General features: G+C 64.1%; 13 protein-coding genes. 9 read left to right on the top strand and 4 right to left on the bottom strand.

Translation table 11 applies throughout. From position 1 onward, the window contains the following. Positions 1-64: 64 nt before the first annotated feature. From BLR35_RS06505 to BLR35_RS06485, 5 genes are all read left to right on the top strand, one after another. Complete coding sequence (locus BLR35_RS06505; RefSeq protein ID WP_090379058.1) at positions 65-1,615, top strand: glutamate-cysteine ligase family protein; 1,551 nt, start codon at positions 65-67, stop codon at positions 1,613-1,615. A gap of 64 nt (positions 1,616-1,679) precedes the next feature. Beyond that, positions 1,680-2,480: an aldo/keto reductase gene (locus tag BLR35_RS06500; protein ID WP_090379056.1), complete on the top strand. Its 801-nt coding sequence runs from the start codon at positions 1,680-1,682 to the stop codon at positions 2,478-2,480. Positions 2,481-2,546: 66 nt separating this feature from the next. Next, entirely contained in the window at positions 2,547-3,539 is a 993-nt protein-coding gene (gene cofD, locus BLR35_RS06495; protein ID WP_090379053.1) for a 2-phospho-L-lactate transferase, read from the top strand. A gap of 1 nt (position 3,540) precedes the next feature. Then, the gene (locus tag BLR35_RS06490) at positions 3,541-4,284 is read left to right on the top strand and encodes a tRNA-dihydrouridine synthase (RefSeq protein ID WP_090379050.1); all 744 of its coding nucleotides are present in this window, start codon (positions 3,541-3,543) and stop codon (positions 4,282-4,284) included. An 80-nt stretch (positions 4,285-4,364) separates the two neighbouring features. Continuing rightward, positions 4,365-4,679: a hypothetical protein gene (locus BLR35_RS06485; RefSeq protein ID WP_090379047.1), complete on the top strand. Its 315-nt coding sequence runs from the start codon at positions 4,365-4,367 to the stop codon at positions 4,677-4,679. A gap of 37 nt (positions 4,680-4,716) precedes the next feature. On the opposite strand, the gene BLR35_RS06480 is transcribed toward BLR35_RS06485, so the two are convergent. Next, complete coding sequence (locus BLR35_RS06480) at positions 4,717-5,700, bottom strand: Gfo/Idh/MocA family oxidoreductase (RefSeq protein WP_090379754.1); 984 nt, start codon at positions 5,698-5,700, stop codon at positions 4,717-4,719. 154 nt (positions 5,701-5,854) lie between these two features. Between BLR35_RS06480 and BLR35_RS20595 the strand changes: the two genes are divergently transcribed. The 4 genes from BLR35_RS20595 (at position 5,855) to BLR35_RS06455 (ending at position 11,365) form a co-directional block, all read left to right on the top strand. Further along, positions 5,855-6,355: a hypothetical protein gene (locus tag BLR35_RS20595; RefSeq protein WP_170830976.1), complete on the top strand. Its 501-nt coding sequence runs from the start codon at positions 5,855-5,857 to the stop codon at positions 6,353-6,355. A 199-nt stretch (positions 6,356-6,554) separates the two neighbouring features. Continuing rightward, complete coding sequence (locus tag BLR35_RS06465) at positions 6,555-8,975, top strand: PAS domain-containing sensor histidine kinase (protein ID WP_170830975.1); 2,421 nt, start codon at positions 6,555-6,557, stop codon at positions 8,973-8,975. Positions 8,976-9,247: 272 nt separating this feature from the next. Beyond that, positions 9,248-9,571 carry a ribbon-helix-helix protein gene (locus BLR35_RS06460; RefSeq protein WP_090379043.1) on the top strand — a complete coding sequence of 108 codons (324 nt, stop codon included), beginning with the start codon at positions 9,248-9,250 and terminating at the stop codon, positions 9,569-9,571. A gap of 90 nt (positions 9,572-9,661) precedes the next feature. After that, a complete protein-coding gene (locus BLR35_RS06455) occupies positions 9,662-11,365 on the top strand; it encodes an NAD(+)/NADH kinase (RefSeq protein WP_090379041.1) in 1,704 nt (567 codons plus the stop codon). A gap of 89 nt (positions 11,366-11,454) precedes the next feature. Here the strand turns inward: BLR35_RS06455 and BLR35_RS06450 are convergent, their stop codons facing one another. The 3 genes from BLR35_RS06450 to BLR35_RS06440 form a co-directional block, all read right to left on the bottom strand. Continuing rightward, complete coding sequence (locus tag BLR35_RS06450) at positions 11,455-11,889, bottom strand: methylated-DNA--[protein]-cysteine S-methyltransferase (RefSeq protein ID WP_090379038.1); 435 nt, start codon at positions 11,887-11,889, stop codon at positions 11,455-11,457. A 115-nt stretch (positions 11,890-12,004) separates the two neighbouring features. Then, positions 12,005-13,909, bottom strand: coding sequence for a Hef-associated nuclease (locus BLR35_RS06445; protein ID WP_090379034.1), 1,905 nt, complete (start codon positions 13,907-13,909; stop codon positions 12,005-12,007). Positions 13,910-13,988: 79 nt separating this feature from the next. Next, positions 13,989-16,241: an NADP-dependent malic enzyme gene (locus BLR35_RS06440; RefSeq protein WP_090379031.1), complete on the bottom strand. Its 2,253-nt coding sequence runs from the start codon at positions 16,239-16,241 to the stop codon at positions 13,989-13,991. Positions 16,242-16,334 lie beyond the last annotated feature (93 nt).

Raw genomic sequence — 16,334 nt, 5'->3', positions numbered from 1 at the left:
CCATTGGAAGGATGATCGCTCGAGTGGCGTGCTTTAAAGACAGTCGGGCCCGCATCCGGGTAGTATGAGAGAGCCGGAGCTCGCAACGCGGGTCGCTGACGTCCTGAGCGTCGACGCCGAGGACTTCCGGCGGCAGGCCGAGGAGGACGCCGAGGTGATCAAAGAGGCCGTCGAGGACGGCGTATTCGACAACCCCCAGGCGATCGTCGGCCTCGAGTACGAGTTCTACGCGATCAAGGACGACGACTGTACCCTCCGTCGCGTTCCACGGCGGCTGCTCGAACTCATCGGGTTCGAGAAGGAACTGGGGCTGCACAACGCCGAGATGACGACCAGCCCGCAGCCGCTGAACGAGGACGGGATCGTCGCTCAGGAGTCGGAGGTCAAGGCCCGGTTGCGGACGGCGCTGGACGTAACCCAGTCCGAGCGCATGCGGCTGGTCAGCGACGCTCTCTGGACGTTGCCGCCCGAGGGTGAGGACGCAGCGACGTACCTGACCGACAGCGTCGAGCGGACGGTCGGCGACACCGACCAGACGGTCCGGGTTGCGACGAACATGAGCGACTCGGCGCGCTACCACGCGATGGCCAACACCGACCAGGCTCAGGCCGCCGGCATGCGCATCGAGGCACCCCACGTCTCCCTGCAGGCGGATACCGTCATGCCAGAGAGCGTCATCACGTCGATCCAGCCCCACTACCAGGTCCCCCACGCGATCGACCTCCCGACCTACTTCAACTACGCCCTCCGCGTTGCAGGCCCGCTGCTCGCGCTCGGGGCCAACTCGCCGTTTTTCCCCGCGGACCTCTACGACGACGACGCGACGCCCGACGACATCCTCGCGGACGGCTGGATGGAACACCGGATCAGCGTCTTCGAAACCGTCCTCAACGATCCCGCGACCGGCGAGGGGAAAGTGCGGTTCCCCCGCGACCTCTCGAGCGTCGACGAGGCTATCGATCGGGTCGCGACCGACGATACGATGGTCCCGATGCCGGTCGAGGCCGGCGAACGGTTCGACGACCAGTTCCCCCATTTCCGGCGCAAGCACGGCACCTACTGGCGGTGGGTCCGTCCCGTCTTCGGCGGTCCGACCCGGTCGGCCGCGAACGCCCGCATCGAGTTCCGTCCGATCCCGGCCCAGCCGACCGTCCGGGACTCCGTCTCCTTCCTCGCGGCCTTCGCTGGCCTGATGGAGAGTCTAGTCCGGCTCGAGCACCCCGTCCACGAACTCGACTGGCCGGTTGCCCGCGAGAACTTCTACGCCGCGATGCGGGACGGTCTCGAAGCCGACCTGACCTGGATCACGAACGACGGCAAGGAGACGACCGACTCGCTTGCCCTCTACGAGGACCTGCTCGCCCACGCCGAGGACGGGCTGACCAACCGCGGCCTCTCAGAGGAACAGGCCGCGAAGTACCTCTACCCGCTGCGGCGCCGCGTCCGGCAGAAGGTGACGCCGGCCAGCTGGAAACGCGATCTGGTCCGGTCGGCCCTCGAGGACGGCGCGACGTTCCCCGAGGCGCTCGAGCGAATGCAGCGCCGGTACGTCGACCGACAGCGCGAGACGCTTCTGGACGGGAGCTTCGCCGACTGGATCATCGACGGCGACTGACGACCACGACCCCCGTTTTGCCGCTTTCCCTACCACCGAGTAGACCTCTTTCGTACGACTGGCTATGACGGACACACACCTCCCACAGCCCGGCTTCGGCACGTCGGGTCACGAGGGCGAGACCTGCACCAAGTCGGTAATCGAGGCGCTCGAGATGGGCTATCGCCACGTCGACACCGCCCAGATGTACGACAACGAACGCGAGGTCGGCCGTGCGCTCGAGCAAGCCGACGTCGACCGCGATGACGTCTTCCTCGCGACGAAGGTCCACCCGTCGAACCTCGCGTACGACGACGTGCTCGAGACGACCGAGGAGAGCCTCGAGCGACTCGGCGTCGACGCCGTCGACCTGCTGTACGTCCACTGGCCGATCGATGCCTACGACGCCGAGGAGACGCTGCCCGCGTTCGACGAGGTTCGCGACCGCGGCCTGACCCGCAACGTCGCCGTCAGCAACTTCACCGTCGACCTGCTCGAGGAGGCCGTCGATATTCTCGAGTCGCCGATCGCCGTCCATCAGATCGAGCTCCACCCGCGGCTCCAGCAGGACGAACTCGTCTCCGTCGGACTGGAACACGACATCGAGACGGTCGCGTACTGTCCGATCGCACAGGGTGACGTTCTCGAGATGGGGACGCTCCAGGAGATCGCAGACGACCACGACGCCACGCCGGTCCAGATCGCACTCGCGTGGCACTACGAGCGGGAGGGCGTCGTTCCGATCCCGAAAGCGACCGGCGACCACATCGGGGAGAACTACGACGCACTCGAGATCGATCTCTCCGAGGACGAACGCGAGCGGATCGACGACCTCGATCGCGGCGAGCGGTTGATCGATCCGGACGATGCGGCCTGGAACCGGTAACAGTCGTAGGCCGGTGCTGGGTTCGGGCATAAGCGATTAAGTAGCCCCAGGGAAGAACTGTTACGTATGGTTACTTTCCTCTCCGGGGGCACCGGAACGCCGAAGCTTCTCGACGGTGCCGGGGCAGTGTTCTCGCCGGAGGAGACCACGATCGTCGCCAACACGGGCGACGACGTCGAGATCGGCGGTCTCTTCGTCTCGCCGGACGTCGACACGCTTCTCTTTCAGGGCGGTGGCCTGCTCGACCGGGAGACGTGGTGGGGGATCGAGGACGATACACACCGGACGAACACGGCCCTGATGGATCTGGCCGAGGCTGCGGATCTGCCCGAAGGACCACAGTATCTCCCCGACGAGAAACAGACCGAGGGGCGACGGATCGCGAACTGGCGGCGCTTCTCCGGCGTCGCCGAGTTCATGACGATCGGCGACCAGGACCGGGCCGTCCACATCACGCGGACGAGCCTCCTCGACCAGGGATACACGCTGAGCGAGGCGACGCAGCGACTCGCCGACTCCTTCGACCTCGACGTCGAGTTGCTTCCGATGAGCGACGATCCCGTCGCGAGTCTCATCCACACCACCGAGGGAACGATGCACTTCCAGGAGTACTGGGTCGGCCACCGGGCCGAACCCGACGTCGAGACCGTCGAGTTCCGTGGCTCCTCGACGGCCGAACCCGCGCCGGGCGTCCTCGAGGCGCTGTCCGACACCGTCGTCATCGGTCCCTCGAACCCCGTCACCAGCATCGGGCCGATGCTCGCCCTGCCGGGTGTGGCGGACGCGCTCGCCCAGACGACCGTCGTCGTCGTCTCGCCGTTTCTCGGAGACGACGCGTTCTCCGGTCCCGCGGGCGAACTGATGGAAGCCGTCGACGCCGAACCGAGCACGGAAGGGCTGGCGACTGCCTATCCCTTCGCCGACGCCTACGTGATCGACAGCGACGACGACGCGGAGTTCGACCGGCCGACCATCGCGACCGACATTCGAATCGACGGTCCCGAGGACGCGAAACGCGTCGTTCGAGCCATCGACGAGGCCATCACCATCGTCGAGTGAGATGTTCCGACCACCGCTTGCCCTCGCGAGTCTCAGCGGCGAAGCCGACGCGGAGTGGGCACGCCAGGGTGCCGACTACGCCGGCGCAGCCTTTCTCGGCGGGATCGCACTCGACGACGACTCGAGGGAAGCAGCCCGAAAACTGGTCGAACGCGACCGAACCGAGTTCCTCCCGGACGATCCGCTGGCGTTTATCGACCGGCAACTCGCCGCGCTCGAGGACGCCCCCATTCAGCCGGCGTTCAACGTCCGCAGCGCGACTCGAGAACCGGTGGCCGAGGCCGCTCGCATCTGTCGGGATCGGGACGCCTCCCTCGAGATCAACGCCCACTGCCGACAGGAGGAACTGTGTGCAGTCGGCTGCGGGGAGACGCTGCTAAAAGACACAGAGCGGCTCGCCGGATACGTCGAGACGGCCGCCGACACCGGCGCGACCGTCGGCGTGAAAGTCCGTGCGGAGGTTCCGGGCGTCGATCTACCGTCGCTCGCCGGACGGCTCGAGGACGCGGGCGCATCTTTCGTCCACGTCGACGCGATGGACACCGAGTCGGTGATCGAAGGCGTCGCCGAGGCCTCGGACCTGTTCGTGATCGCCAACAACGGCGTCCGGGACGACGAAACCGTCCGCGAGTACGTCGAGTACGGAGCCGACGCGGTCAGCGTCGGCCGACCGAGCGATAATCCGGTCGTGCTCGAGCGAGTGCTCGAGGCCGTCGAGCGGCGACTCGTGACGGGAACGCCGTAATGTGTTCTCGCCAGCGAGACAGCTACCCGAACCGTCGATCCACCGTCGTATTTATAGTCTAACTAAAACGACCGGTAACTATGTCCTCGCTCGCCCCGCTCGCAGGACTCTTCGTCGCTCCGGTCGTCGCCCTCCTCGTGTACCTCGACGCGACGAGGCGTGAAACGACGGTCTCGAGTCGACTCCTCTCGGCCTCCCTCACGGGCGCCGGAAGCTTCGTCGGTTTCCTGGTTCCTGCCGTATTCCAGCATCGAATCGAGTACTTCTACGTTCGGAACGTAAAGCCGGGGGACGTGATCGCCTCCTCGCCGTACGAAGCACAGGCACTGCATCTGACGATCGGAATCGGGCTTACCGCACTGGTTCTGGTCGTCTACTGGTTCGGCCGCCGGTAACGGTCGTCCGGTTCGGCCGGGTGACGATCAAGACAGCTCAGTCGTCCCCGAGGCCGAGCACCTCGTCGATGACCCGCTGGACGCGCGTCGCTTCCGCGAAGGAGACGAGGTCGCCGTCGCCGCCCTCGAGATCGGTTACGAACTCGTCGATCAGCGCAAGCGTCGTCTCGCCCGCCTCCTCGGTAATCACGCGCTCGTCCGCCTCGCCGGGGTTCGCAACGAGTCGACGCCACGCCTGTAGCGACAGCGAACCGTCGGTCCCCTCGACAGTGATGCTGTTTTCCTCGCTACCGGCACAGTTACAGAGGAGGTCGATCGTTCCGTGGACGCTCTCGTCGTCCACTCGGCCCGCCTCGCTCTCGTCGCCACCCGCGATGAACGTGCCGACGATGGACTCCTCGTACTTCTCCGGGGCCGTGTACCGGACGTCCGCAGTGACGTCAGTGAGGTCGCCGAACAGTTCCTGGGTTCCGAACACGAAGTGGCTCCCGACCTCCCGGAGCGGGCCACCCTGTTCGCGGCCGGCGAGCCAGTCGACGTCCTGCCACTCGCGGGGCCACTGCGGGAAGCGAAAGCGGAGCGCGACGCGTTTCGGCGTGCCGATCTCACCGGCTGCGATCCGCTCGCGCATCTCGACGAACCCCTGCGTGTAGCGAAACGGGAAGTTGATCGCGGTCGTTCGGTCGCTCTCGCGTGCGAGGGCGGTTAGCTCGTCCCCGACCACCGCGTTCTCCGCGATCGGTTTCTCACAGATGACGTGTTTGTCCGCCTCGAGTGCAGCGCGAACGACGGCCGCGTGGTGCTTCGGCGGCACGCCGACGTAGACGATATCGACCGCGTCGATATCGACGAGGCCCTCGACCGCGGTGACCGATTCACAGTCGTACGTCTCCGCCATCGACGCCGCTTTTTCGGCGACGCGATCACAGACTGCCCGGATTTCGGTCCGTCCGTGCTCGTCGAACGCCTCCGCGAGCCGCGACCCGATGACGCCACAGCCGACGATTCCGACCTGATACATGGCCAGGAGGTGGTCCGCACGTTTCAAGAAGATGCCCATCGCGGTCGATCGTCGTCATTCGCCCGGTCAGAAACGAGTCGGCACACTCGAGCTGGTTACCAACCTTTCATCCACAGTGAATTTATATGTATAACACACTAACTGGAGGAATGTCATGTCCGCCCTCCATTTCGATAGTCCAGTCGAGAGACGCGCAGTCGAACCCGTTCTCGCCGCCCTCACGATCCTCCTGGCAGCCGCGATAGTCAACGAATCCAGGCTTCTCTTCGAGTCCGTCCTCGAACTGATCTGGATCCCAGCGACGATACTCGTTCCCGGTCTCCTCGCCTGTTCCGTGCTGGTCGGCGTGCTAGCACACGGACTCCGACTCGGCTCGGCACTGTTCGGCCCCGGCGATCGGATCAGGCCTGGTGATATGGCGGTTACCCGGATCCTCGCCTCGGTCGTGCTCGGAGCCCTCGCCGCGTACACCCTGTGGTGGGTCGTCGCGAGCCTGTTCGTCCACTATCTGGTGGCAGTAGGCGGCGTATCCCCAGTGATCTGGCCGCCGTTGTTTGGCGGGGTACTCGGTGCCCTCGTCCTGGGACGAGTCGTGTTCTTTCGGTTGTTCCCGGAGGGACCACTGGCCCGACTGAGTGGTTCAGCCGTCGAGTAAGCCGGTTTCTATCGTTTACGCAACAGTATTGTGTCTCATCACTGAGCGGAGGCTTACGGCAGGCAAACCGTTCGACTGACGACTTACGGCATCGCAACGACGAGACAACGATGTGGTACTCACCTCCCTCAACTCGGCAAATACCACAGTGAGCGGCCTGAGCAAGGAACTTATCCGGTTCGAGGACCTCAACGTGTATATGAGTGAACGGGCCGACCCATCCGAGATGACGGTCTGGGGAGATGCGGACGACACCGAGGCCCTGCAGTACTACCGTGCTCTCGTCAATGCGATCGACGACGGGATCTATCGACTCGATGCCGAAGGTCGGTTCGTCTCGGTCAACGACGTCATCCTCGAGCTAACCGGGTACACGCGCGGTGAATTGCTCGATGAACACGTGTCCGTGCTCTTCGGCGGCGACAGTGCGACGATCGAACACGAGATCAGTCGGATCCGAACGAACGCCGCCGACCAGAGCGAGGTACTCGATCTCACCCTGAAGACCGCCGAGGAGGAACAGATTCGCTGTGACGTACGGCTGAACGTGATCGATGCGGGCGATATCACACAGGAAACAGTCGGAATCGTCCACGAAACTGGCGAGCGCGAGCAGACGGAAACAGAAACTACCGAAGCGACCTTTCGTCGACTCTTCGAAAACGTCCCCGGAAACTATCTCATCGTACAGCCCGAAGACTACGAAATCGTGGCTGTGAGCGATGCATATCTGGACGCGACGATGACCGATCGGGCGGACATTCTGGGGAAGACGCTGTTCGAAATCTTTCCGAACAATCCCGACGATCCAGCAGACGGCGTCGAGAATCTGCGCGAGTCGCTCGAGCGGGTGGCGGAGGCCGGGGAGACAGATACCATGCCGGTGACGCACTATCCGATCCCCGACCGCGACTCCGGTGGCGACGAGTTCGAGGAGCGGTGGTGGAGTCCGGTCAATTCACCGGTGTTTGACACGGCTGGCGACCTCGACTACATCGTTCACAGCGTCGAGGACGTGACCCCGATCGTCGAAGAACTCCAGACAGAGCGTGAACAGGAGTTACTGCAGGAGCCTGATACGGCGGATTCACAGCTCGCATCGGACGTCGTGTTACGTGGACAGGAGTTGCTCCAGCAGGCAAAGCGAGAAGCGTACAAACAGCTGCGCGAGAGCGAGCAACGGTTTCGCGCGTTGGTCACCACCACGTCGGATGTAGTGTTCAGTACGAACGCGGACTGGAGCGAGATGCACAGTTTGGAGGGGTCGGATTTCCTCCCCGACACCGTCGAGGAAGGGCCGTCGTGGGTCGACGAATACGTTCCGCCCGAAGACCAGCCACGGGTTCGGGACGCCATCGACGAAGCCGTTCGCACGAAAAGCAGCTTCGAACTGGAACACCGGATCGTTCGTGACGACGGCACGGTCGCCTGGATCGTCTCGTGTGCGACACCGCTTCTGGACGAGGACGGCGAAATCACTCGATGGCTGGGAGCGGCCGACGACGTAACCGAACGGGTCGAACGCGAGTGCTATCTCGAGGATTCAAAAGAACGACTGGAGGCGGCGGCTGAAGCCGGTGCGGTCGGAACCTGGGAATGGCATATTCCCGACGACGTGATGGTCACGAGCGCGTCGTTCGCCAATAAGTTCGGGATCGATCCGGACGCGGCCACCGAGGGCGTCCCCCTCGAGCAGTTTCTCTCGGCGATCCACGACGACGATCGAGAGCGGGTCGAACGAAAGATCGAGGACGTCATCGAATCGGGAGAGGAGTACGAAGAGGAATACCGCGTCTGGGACGACGACGGCGAACTCCGCTGGGTCGTCGCGCGTGGTCACGTCGAGTACGACGACGACGGGAATCCGGTGACGTTTCCCGGTGCCCTGACCGATATCACCGAGCGCAAGCAGTTCGAGCAGCAACTCGAAAAATCCAACGAGCGCCTCGAACAGTTCGCCTACGCTGCCTCGCACGACCTACAGGAACCCTTGCGGATGATCACGAGCTATCTCCAGTTGATCGAGCGCCGTTACGCGGACGAACTCGACGAGGACGGGGTGGAGTTCATCGAATTCGCCGTCGACGGCGCAGACCGGATGCGCAACATGATCGAGGGATTGCTCGAGTATTCACGGGTCGAAACGCGTGGCGATCCGTTCGAGTCGGTCGACCTGGACGCCGTTCTCGCGGACGTCTGCGCTGATTTCCAGGTGGCAGTCGAGGAGAGTGATGCCGAGATCACGGCCGAGGCGCTGCCTCGAGTCGAGGGGGACCCAGGACAGTTACGCCAGGTGTTCCAGAACTTGCTTTCCAATGCGATCGAGTACAGTGGTGACGATCCGCCACAGGTGGATATCTCGGCCGTGCGGAACGGTTCGGAGGTACTCGTCTCGGTCACCGACGAGGGGATCGGCATCGACCCGGACGACAGAGAGCGTGTCTTCGAGGTGTTCCAGAGCCTGCACGCACAGGACGAGCACTCTGGAACGGGAATCGGGCTCGCGCTCTGTAAGCGCATTGTCGAACGCCACGGTGGTGACATCTGGGTCGAGTCCGAACCGGGCGAGGGCGCGACGTTTTCGTTTTCGCTCCCTGCTGCAAGCGGTGACGAGACCTGATATCACGTTACTGGTCGGTTGGACTGCTCCAGTCCGAGTCGGCTTTTTTCGGGATTTGCGCGTTGTGTCTTGCAAGGCGAAGAGAGTATCCATCGCAACTGGATTCGGTCGGCAGTCAGTACGCAGGGCTTTTTGCCAGTCGATCTGACGTAATCGTCCGGAATAAACGAGAGAGGTACTGAACTCACCTGCTAATGTAACATGGCGCTCACGATAGGTGCCCGCGAGTCGACCACGAAAGGACTATCCACTACGCTACCTTGCTCCCGGGCATGAGCCTCGAGGATCTCAACGAGGACGTACAGGAATCGTACTCCGCGTTCGGCGACGAACTCGCGGTGTCGCTGGACCGGGAGACGAAGAACGAACTCGCCCTGCTCGAGACGGCTCTCGAGCCCGAGGAGACCGACGAACTCGTCCGGCGGGCGATCCACATGCTGTTCCAGAGCAACGTCGAGACTGGGAAACTCGACTTCCACCTGCGCTCGGGGTTCGACGTTACCTACGACGAGTATCTCTCCGGGATGACCTTCGACGAGATGACGGGAGCGGACCAGTACCCGTCGATGGACGACGAACGACGCTATCAGTTCTGACGAGCTTGCGTCCGACCGTCGAACGCGTCTAAAAACTACTGTTTCTTCGAACCGTGAATATAATCGTGGTCCGCTCGCGTGTATGGGACGATGCGAGGGAGGCGGCTAGCTACGACGGAAGAGATCGTCGCGATCGTGAGCCCGGCCGAGGAGAGCGAAGCGGCTGTCCGGCGACTCGAGTCGTGGGCGAGTGATAACGGTCTGGGACTCGAGACGGTCGATGTCGGCGACGACATCGACGACGTCTACGATCCCGACAGCGAGACGCTTGGCGTGACGATCGGCGGCGACGGAACCTTTCTCGAGGGGATCCAGCAGTTCGAACCCAGAAACGTGCCGATCCTGGGGATCAATACGGGAACGCTGGCCTTTCTCGTCCGGGTCGACGTCGACGACCTCGAGGCCGCGCTGACGGAGGTCGTCCAGGGCCGGGCGACGATCGACGAGCGCCAACAGATCACCGTCGAGGCGAACGGTCTCGAGGCAACGGGGATCAACGACGTCATGGTCAAGCACGTCCAGCCGGAGGAGCCGGTCGATCGAAAGATCACGAAACTCGACGTGTTCGCCGACGGCCAGTACGTCGGCGAGTACGACGGCACCGGGCTGGCGATTGCGACGCCGACGGGGTCGACCGGTATCTCGCTGTCCGCGAACGGGCCGGTCCACAATCCGACGAACAACTCGTGTCTCCAGATCGTCCCGCTGCACACCCACCGGATGGGCGTCCGGCCGCTGATCGTCAGCGAGGACACGGAGATTTGCATCGTCTGCTCCGAGCGAGCGGACATGCTGATCGACGGCGGCCGGTTCCACGAACAACTCGAGGCCGACGACGTGATCACGGTGACGGGAGCCGCAAGTACGGCGAACGTCGTGCGAACGAGCCACGACGACGACTTCTTCACGGCGATCACGGAACTGCTGGGCTGGGGCGCACGCGACGCCGAGGGTGAGTCGCTCCCGCCGACCGTCTCGAGCGAGGCCGGCCCCGACTGCTTCGAGGAGCGGGCGTGTGAACTCGCGAAGGAAGCCGTCCGGAGCGTCAGGAATCCGCTCCGGAACCTCCACGGGAAAGTCGAGACGGAGCGGTACAAGACCGACACGTCGGACGTCATCACCGAGGCCGACTACCTCTCGGAGAACATCATCACGACCGCCATCGAGAACGAGTACCCCGCCCACACGATACTGACCGAAGAGGGCATCCACACCGAGACCGGCAGCGAGTACACCTGGCTGGTCGACCCCCTCGACGGCACCGGCAACTACGCCAACGGCAACCCCAACTACGCCGTCTCGCTCGCCCTGCTCGAGAACGACGAACCCATCGTCGGCGTCGTCTACGCGCCCGAAACCGACGAACTCTGGAGCGCGATCGCTGGCGAGGGAGCCTACAAGAACGGCTCGCCGATCACGACGACCGACCGCGATGCACTCGAGGAAAGCATGCTGATGTCAGGCTACGACCCAGAGGGGATCTTCCTCTCGTACTTCTACGACGATACTCGTGGCGTCCGCAGGCTGGGGTCGGCCGCACTCCATCTCTGTTATCTCGCCAACGGCAGCGCCGACGCCGTCTGGGAGTACGACACCTACCCCTGGGACGTCGCGGCGGGTATCGTCATCGCGCGGGAGGCGGGGGCGTCGGTGACCGACTCGAGTGGTGAGTCGTTCGAAGTGTACGGCGAGAAGGACCGCCAGGAACTCGTCGCGTCGAACGGCCACATCCACGACGACCTGACGAGCAGGCTCCGGGACAACGAGTACCTGTACAATACGGTCGATAACTAGCCTGTTCGAGTGTTATACTGCCACACAGGAACGCGCCTTCTCGCGATGGGAAGTGGTTCGTTCCAGGATATCGGGGCCTCACGAGTCGTCTAGTAGCGGTCCGCAGAGAGTCTCGTTTGCACCGGTTTCGTCTCGGTCTCTCGGGCTTCGAGCTCGAGTAACTGTCTCTTCGTCACGACACCGTCAGCCGCCGAGTAGCCCCTGAGTTCGCCATCGCTTCCGACGACGCGGTGGCAGGGGACGACCAGCGGAACGGGGTTGCGTCCGCACGCCTGGCCTACGACGATTGGCGACGTGTCGAGGTCGGCGGCGAGTTCGCCATAGGTGCGTGTTTCTCCGTAGGGAATCTCGTCCATTGCCGCCATCACTTCGCCGGTCATTCCCTCCGGAACGGTAACCCGCAGGTCGAACGTCTGCCGGTCACCGTGTTCGTACTCGCGTACCTGTTCTCGGATTTTAGCCGGTGGTTCGGCGATGGCTGATTCGTCGATTTCGATCGTGGTCCCCAGAATGGCTACGTTCATGAGTGTGACTCCGTATCCGTCACTATCTCTCGGATGCCGGAGAACATAAACGCCTTCTAGACACTGAAACTGGTCGGTATCCGAAAACCGCGGGACGCGAGTCTGTCTACCCGTATCAGTCGTCGATCGGCGCCGCACTCGAGAGCGCCTCGTCGATCTCGGCGTCCTCCATCTTCTCGACGAGTGCGTCGATCACTTCCTCGCGTTTTCCTTTGACGAACTTGATCGAACCGACGACGAGGTGACCGCCGCCGGAGACGCCGCCGCCGGGCACCTCTTCCTCGAGTTCGGTGACCATCTGCGGGATGTCGAGGCGGACACCGTCACTGCGGAGCACGGCGAAGTCGGGACCGTAGCCGACCGTGATGACGGGGTCACCGGTCTCCTCGATCTTGCGGTCGTGGATCTCGCCGGTGGTCTTGCCCGGTGCGGGGTAGGTAAAGCGGTGGGCGTAGTTCTCGACGTCGATCCGGTAGAGGTGAGCGCCGTTGTCCAGGTCCTCGTGCTCTAAGTGAGCCATCGCAGCGTCGAGTTGCTCGTCGACTTCCTCGCGGGCGCGGTCGGCGAAGAACTCGACGAGGTCGCGGTGGCGCTGTTCGTCGCCGTTGTCGACGTGGAGCAGGTCCTGGATGAGCTGGTCGCCCGAGTCGTAGCGCAGCCAGAAGGCCGCGTAGTCGAGCGCCTCGCTGACATCCTGGAGTCGGTCCTCGTCGTACCCCTCTTCGGCGGCGAGCTCGAGGTACTGGTCCATCGCGTCGGCCTTCGAGCGGTCCGAGAGGCCGGCGACGGCGGGGACGTGGCGGAGTTCGTCGGTCAGATCGGGGTAGATCATCCGCGCGAGTTCGACACAGAGCATCCCCGTGGTGATACGGTAGTCCTCGTCGTGGAGGTAGGGGTTGACGTGGGCGTCGAGCAGGTCGCCGACCGCGTCGGGGTCGGGATGGTGGTGGTCGACGGCGATGATCGGGATGTCGTAGTGAGCGAGCGTCTCGTAGGCCGGGACGTCCTCGGCCGTCGAGCCGTTGTCCAGCATGAGCAGGAGCGGCAGTTGCTGGCCGTGTTTCTCGCGATCCTCGAGCGCGAAGTTTAGGTCCCGGGTCGCGTCTTCCATCTCGTAGAACGGCGCTTTCGCGGGCAGGCGCTTGATGAGGTGACGCGGCGCGTTATCGTCCTCGTGGACGTCTGCGATGAACTTCTCGAGGGCGATCTGGACCGGTACCGCAGCGCACATCCCGTCGCCGTCGGCGTGGTGGCGAACGCGGATGGGGCGTCCCTCGAGGACGGCACGGCGGAGTCGCGTGGCGACTTCCTGCAGGTTCGGGCGGAGTTTCTCGAAGGCGGGCCAGTCGATCAGCGGGTCGACGTCGTGGGGCTCGGAGCGGGATTCGAGGGCCGTCTGGATTCGCTCGCGGGCTTCCTCGGCTGCTTCGTCCTCGAGTTTCGAGAGGCCGTCGACCTCGATCTGGACCGATCCTTCGCGGTGTTCGGGGGTGCCGGTGACGCGGACGACGTCGCCGACCTCGACGCTCGGGTACGCGCGGACGCCGGCCTCTTCGAAGGCTGCACAGGGGACGACGCCGGACTCGTCGGCAATGTGGAAGATCGTCGGGCCGCCGGTCTGTTTGACCTGGACGACTTCGCCCTCGAGGTGGATCTGGTCGCCGACGTTACCCTCGAGGCGGTCGGTGCCGGTCAGCGCGTAGTCGTGGGAGATCGACTGGAGGGTGTAGTCGTCGACGTCGGCTGGCTCGAAGGCCATGTCGCCGTTGTCGCGGACGCTCTCGAGTTCGACGACGAGTTCGTCGCCGACGGCGAACGTGCCCTCGAGGACGGATTCGTGAACGAGACCGGAGACGGATTCGGAGAGATCGACGAAGACGCCGTAGTCGACGATACCGTTGATTTCGGCGAGATACGCGGTGTCTTTTTCGACGTCGTTTGCGGTGCAATCAGGGTCGAGATCGTAGACGACGGAATCCCCGTCGTCCGCGCCGGTGTCCCCGGCGGAGGCTCGTGTCATCTTGATCCATCGTTTGGGGGCGGCCGCGTATAACCCTTATCAAGAAGGGACGAAACGACCGGCGACGCACCGGGGTCGATCACTCCGTCTGGGCGTCGACCGTCGCGATGGCACCGAGATTGACGATATCTTTGACCTCGTCGTCCCGCTGGAGGACGTGGACGGGTTCGTCCATTCCGACGAGCATCGGACCGACCGCTTCCGCGCCGCCGAGTCGCTGGAGTAGTTTGTAGCAGATGTTTCCGGCCTCGAGATTCGGGAAGACGAGCACGTTCGCCGGCTCGTCGAGGTCGGAGAACTCGTAGCTTCCCTCGAGGAGGTCCTCGACGACGGCGGTGTCGGCCTGCATCTCGCCGTCGACGGGGAACTCGACCTCGGGATCCTCGCGAAGGGCGGAAGCCGCGTCCCGTGGCTTGCGCGAGCCCTCGTTGTCGACGCTGCCGAAGTCCGAGTACGAGAGCAACGCAGCCCGGGGCTCGACGTTGAATCGACCGGCGAGGTCGGCCGTGTGACGGGTGATCTCCGCCAGGACGTCCGCGTCGGGGTCCTGGTTGACCGTCGCGTCGGCGAGGAAGACGACGCGGTTCTTGAACGTGAGCATGTAGACGCCCGCGGCGTAGTCCGCGTCGGGAGCCGTACCGATCACCTGCAGCGGCGGCCGAAGCGCTGACGGATAGTGGTTGGTCAGCCCGGTGAGCATCGCGTCGGCGTCACCTCGATCGACCATCACCGACGCGAAGTAGTTACTGTCCTCGATCAGTTCCGCCGCCTCCGTCCGGGTGATGCCCTTGCGCTGGCGGCGTTCGTAGAGCGCGTCGACGTACTCGTCGTAGTCGCCGGCTTCGGGGTCGACGATATCGGGATCGAACTCGAGCCCGAGCCGTTCGACGGTAGCCTCGATCTCTTCTCGGTCGCCGAGCAACACCGGCCGGGCGAGGTTCCGGTCCTCGAGTTGGGCCGCCGCGCGGACGATCTTCTCGTCCGTTCCCTCGGCCAGGGCGAGTCGCTTCGGGTCGCTCTTTGCCTTGTTGAAGACAGTTCGCATCATCTCGCGGGACTTGCCCAGACGCGCCTCGAGTTCCTCCGCGTACTCCTCGAGGTCGACCTTGGTTCGGGCGGCACCGGTCTCCATGGCGGCTTCGGCGACTGCGGGCGCAACTTCGAACAGCACCCGGGGATCGAGCGGTTTGGGGATGATGTACTCGGGGCCGAACTGCAGCGGCTGGTCGTCGTAGGCCTTGCGGACGGCGTCGGGGACGTCCTTGCGCGCGAGGGCTGCGATGGCCTCCGCAGCCGCGACCTGCATCGTTTCGTTGATCTCGGCCGCGCGAACGTCGAGCGCGCCCCGGAAGATGAAGGGAAACCCGAGGACGTTGTTGACCTGGTTGGGGTAGTCGGAACGACCGGTCGCCATGACGACGGTGTCGTCGCGGGCTTCTTTGGCCGTCTCGTAGTCGATCTCGGGGTCGGGATTCGCCATCGCGAAGACGATCGGATCGGCCGCCATCGACTGGATCATCGCTTCGGAGACGATGCCACCGACCGAGAGGCCGACGAAGACGTCCGCGTCCTCCATCGCGTCCGCGAGGTCACCGTCGGGAACGTCGCGAGCGAACTCGCGGCTGTACGGATCGAGGTCGCCGGCATCGGCTCGAGCGGTCGTCAGGATACCGTCGACGTCGACCATCGTCACGTTCTCCCGTGGAACGCCGAGCGAGACGAAAAACCGTGCCGTCGCGAGCGCCGCCGCCCCCGCACCCGCGAAGGTGACCGAGAGATCCTCGAGGTCTTTGTCGACGATGTCGACGGCGTTGAGCAGGGCCGCACCGGAGATGATCGCGGTCCCGTGCTGGTCGTCGTGGAAGACGGGGATCTCCATTCGCTCGCGGAGCCGTTCCTCGATCCGGAAACAGTCGGGTGCCGCGATGTCCTCTAAGTTGATCCCGCCGAAGGTCGGCTCCATCGCGGCGACCGATTCGACGAACGCGTCGGCGTCGTCGTGGTCGAGTTCCACGTCGAAGACGTCGATGTCCGCGAATCGTTTGAAGAGGACGCCTTTCCCCTCCATGACGGGTTTCGACGCCTGCGCGCCGATGTCGCCGAGGCCGAGGACGGCAGAGCCGTTCGAGACGACGCCGACGAGATTCCCCTTCGCGGTGTACTCGTAGGCGTCGGTCGGCTCCGCGTCGATCTCTCGACAGGGCGCGGCGACGCCGGGCGAGTACGCGAGCGAGAGGTCCCGCTGACTGGTCGTGGGTTTCGTCGTCCGCGTTTCGATCTTCCCGGACGGCTCGTCGCTGTGATACTCGAGCGCGTCTTCGTCCAGTGACATTAACTCGGGTACGTATTCCTATCCAGAAAAACCCTCGCTAGTACGCGTTCCGCTGGTACGAACGCCCTATTTGATCGGCGAAAAACATCACGT

Source organism: Natronobacterium texcoconense, from assembly GCF_900104065.1.
GTDB classification, from domain to species: domain Archaea; phylum Halobacteriota; class Halobacteria; order Halobacteriales; family Natrialbaceae; genus Natronobacterium; species Natronobacterium texcoconense.
Note: the sequence above shows the minus strand (reverse complement) of the source record. Positions and strands in the feature narration are given on the sequence as shown.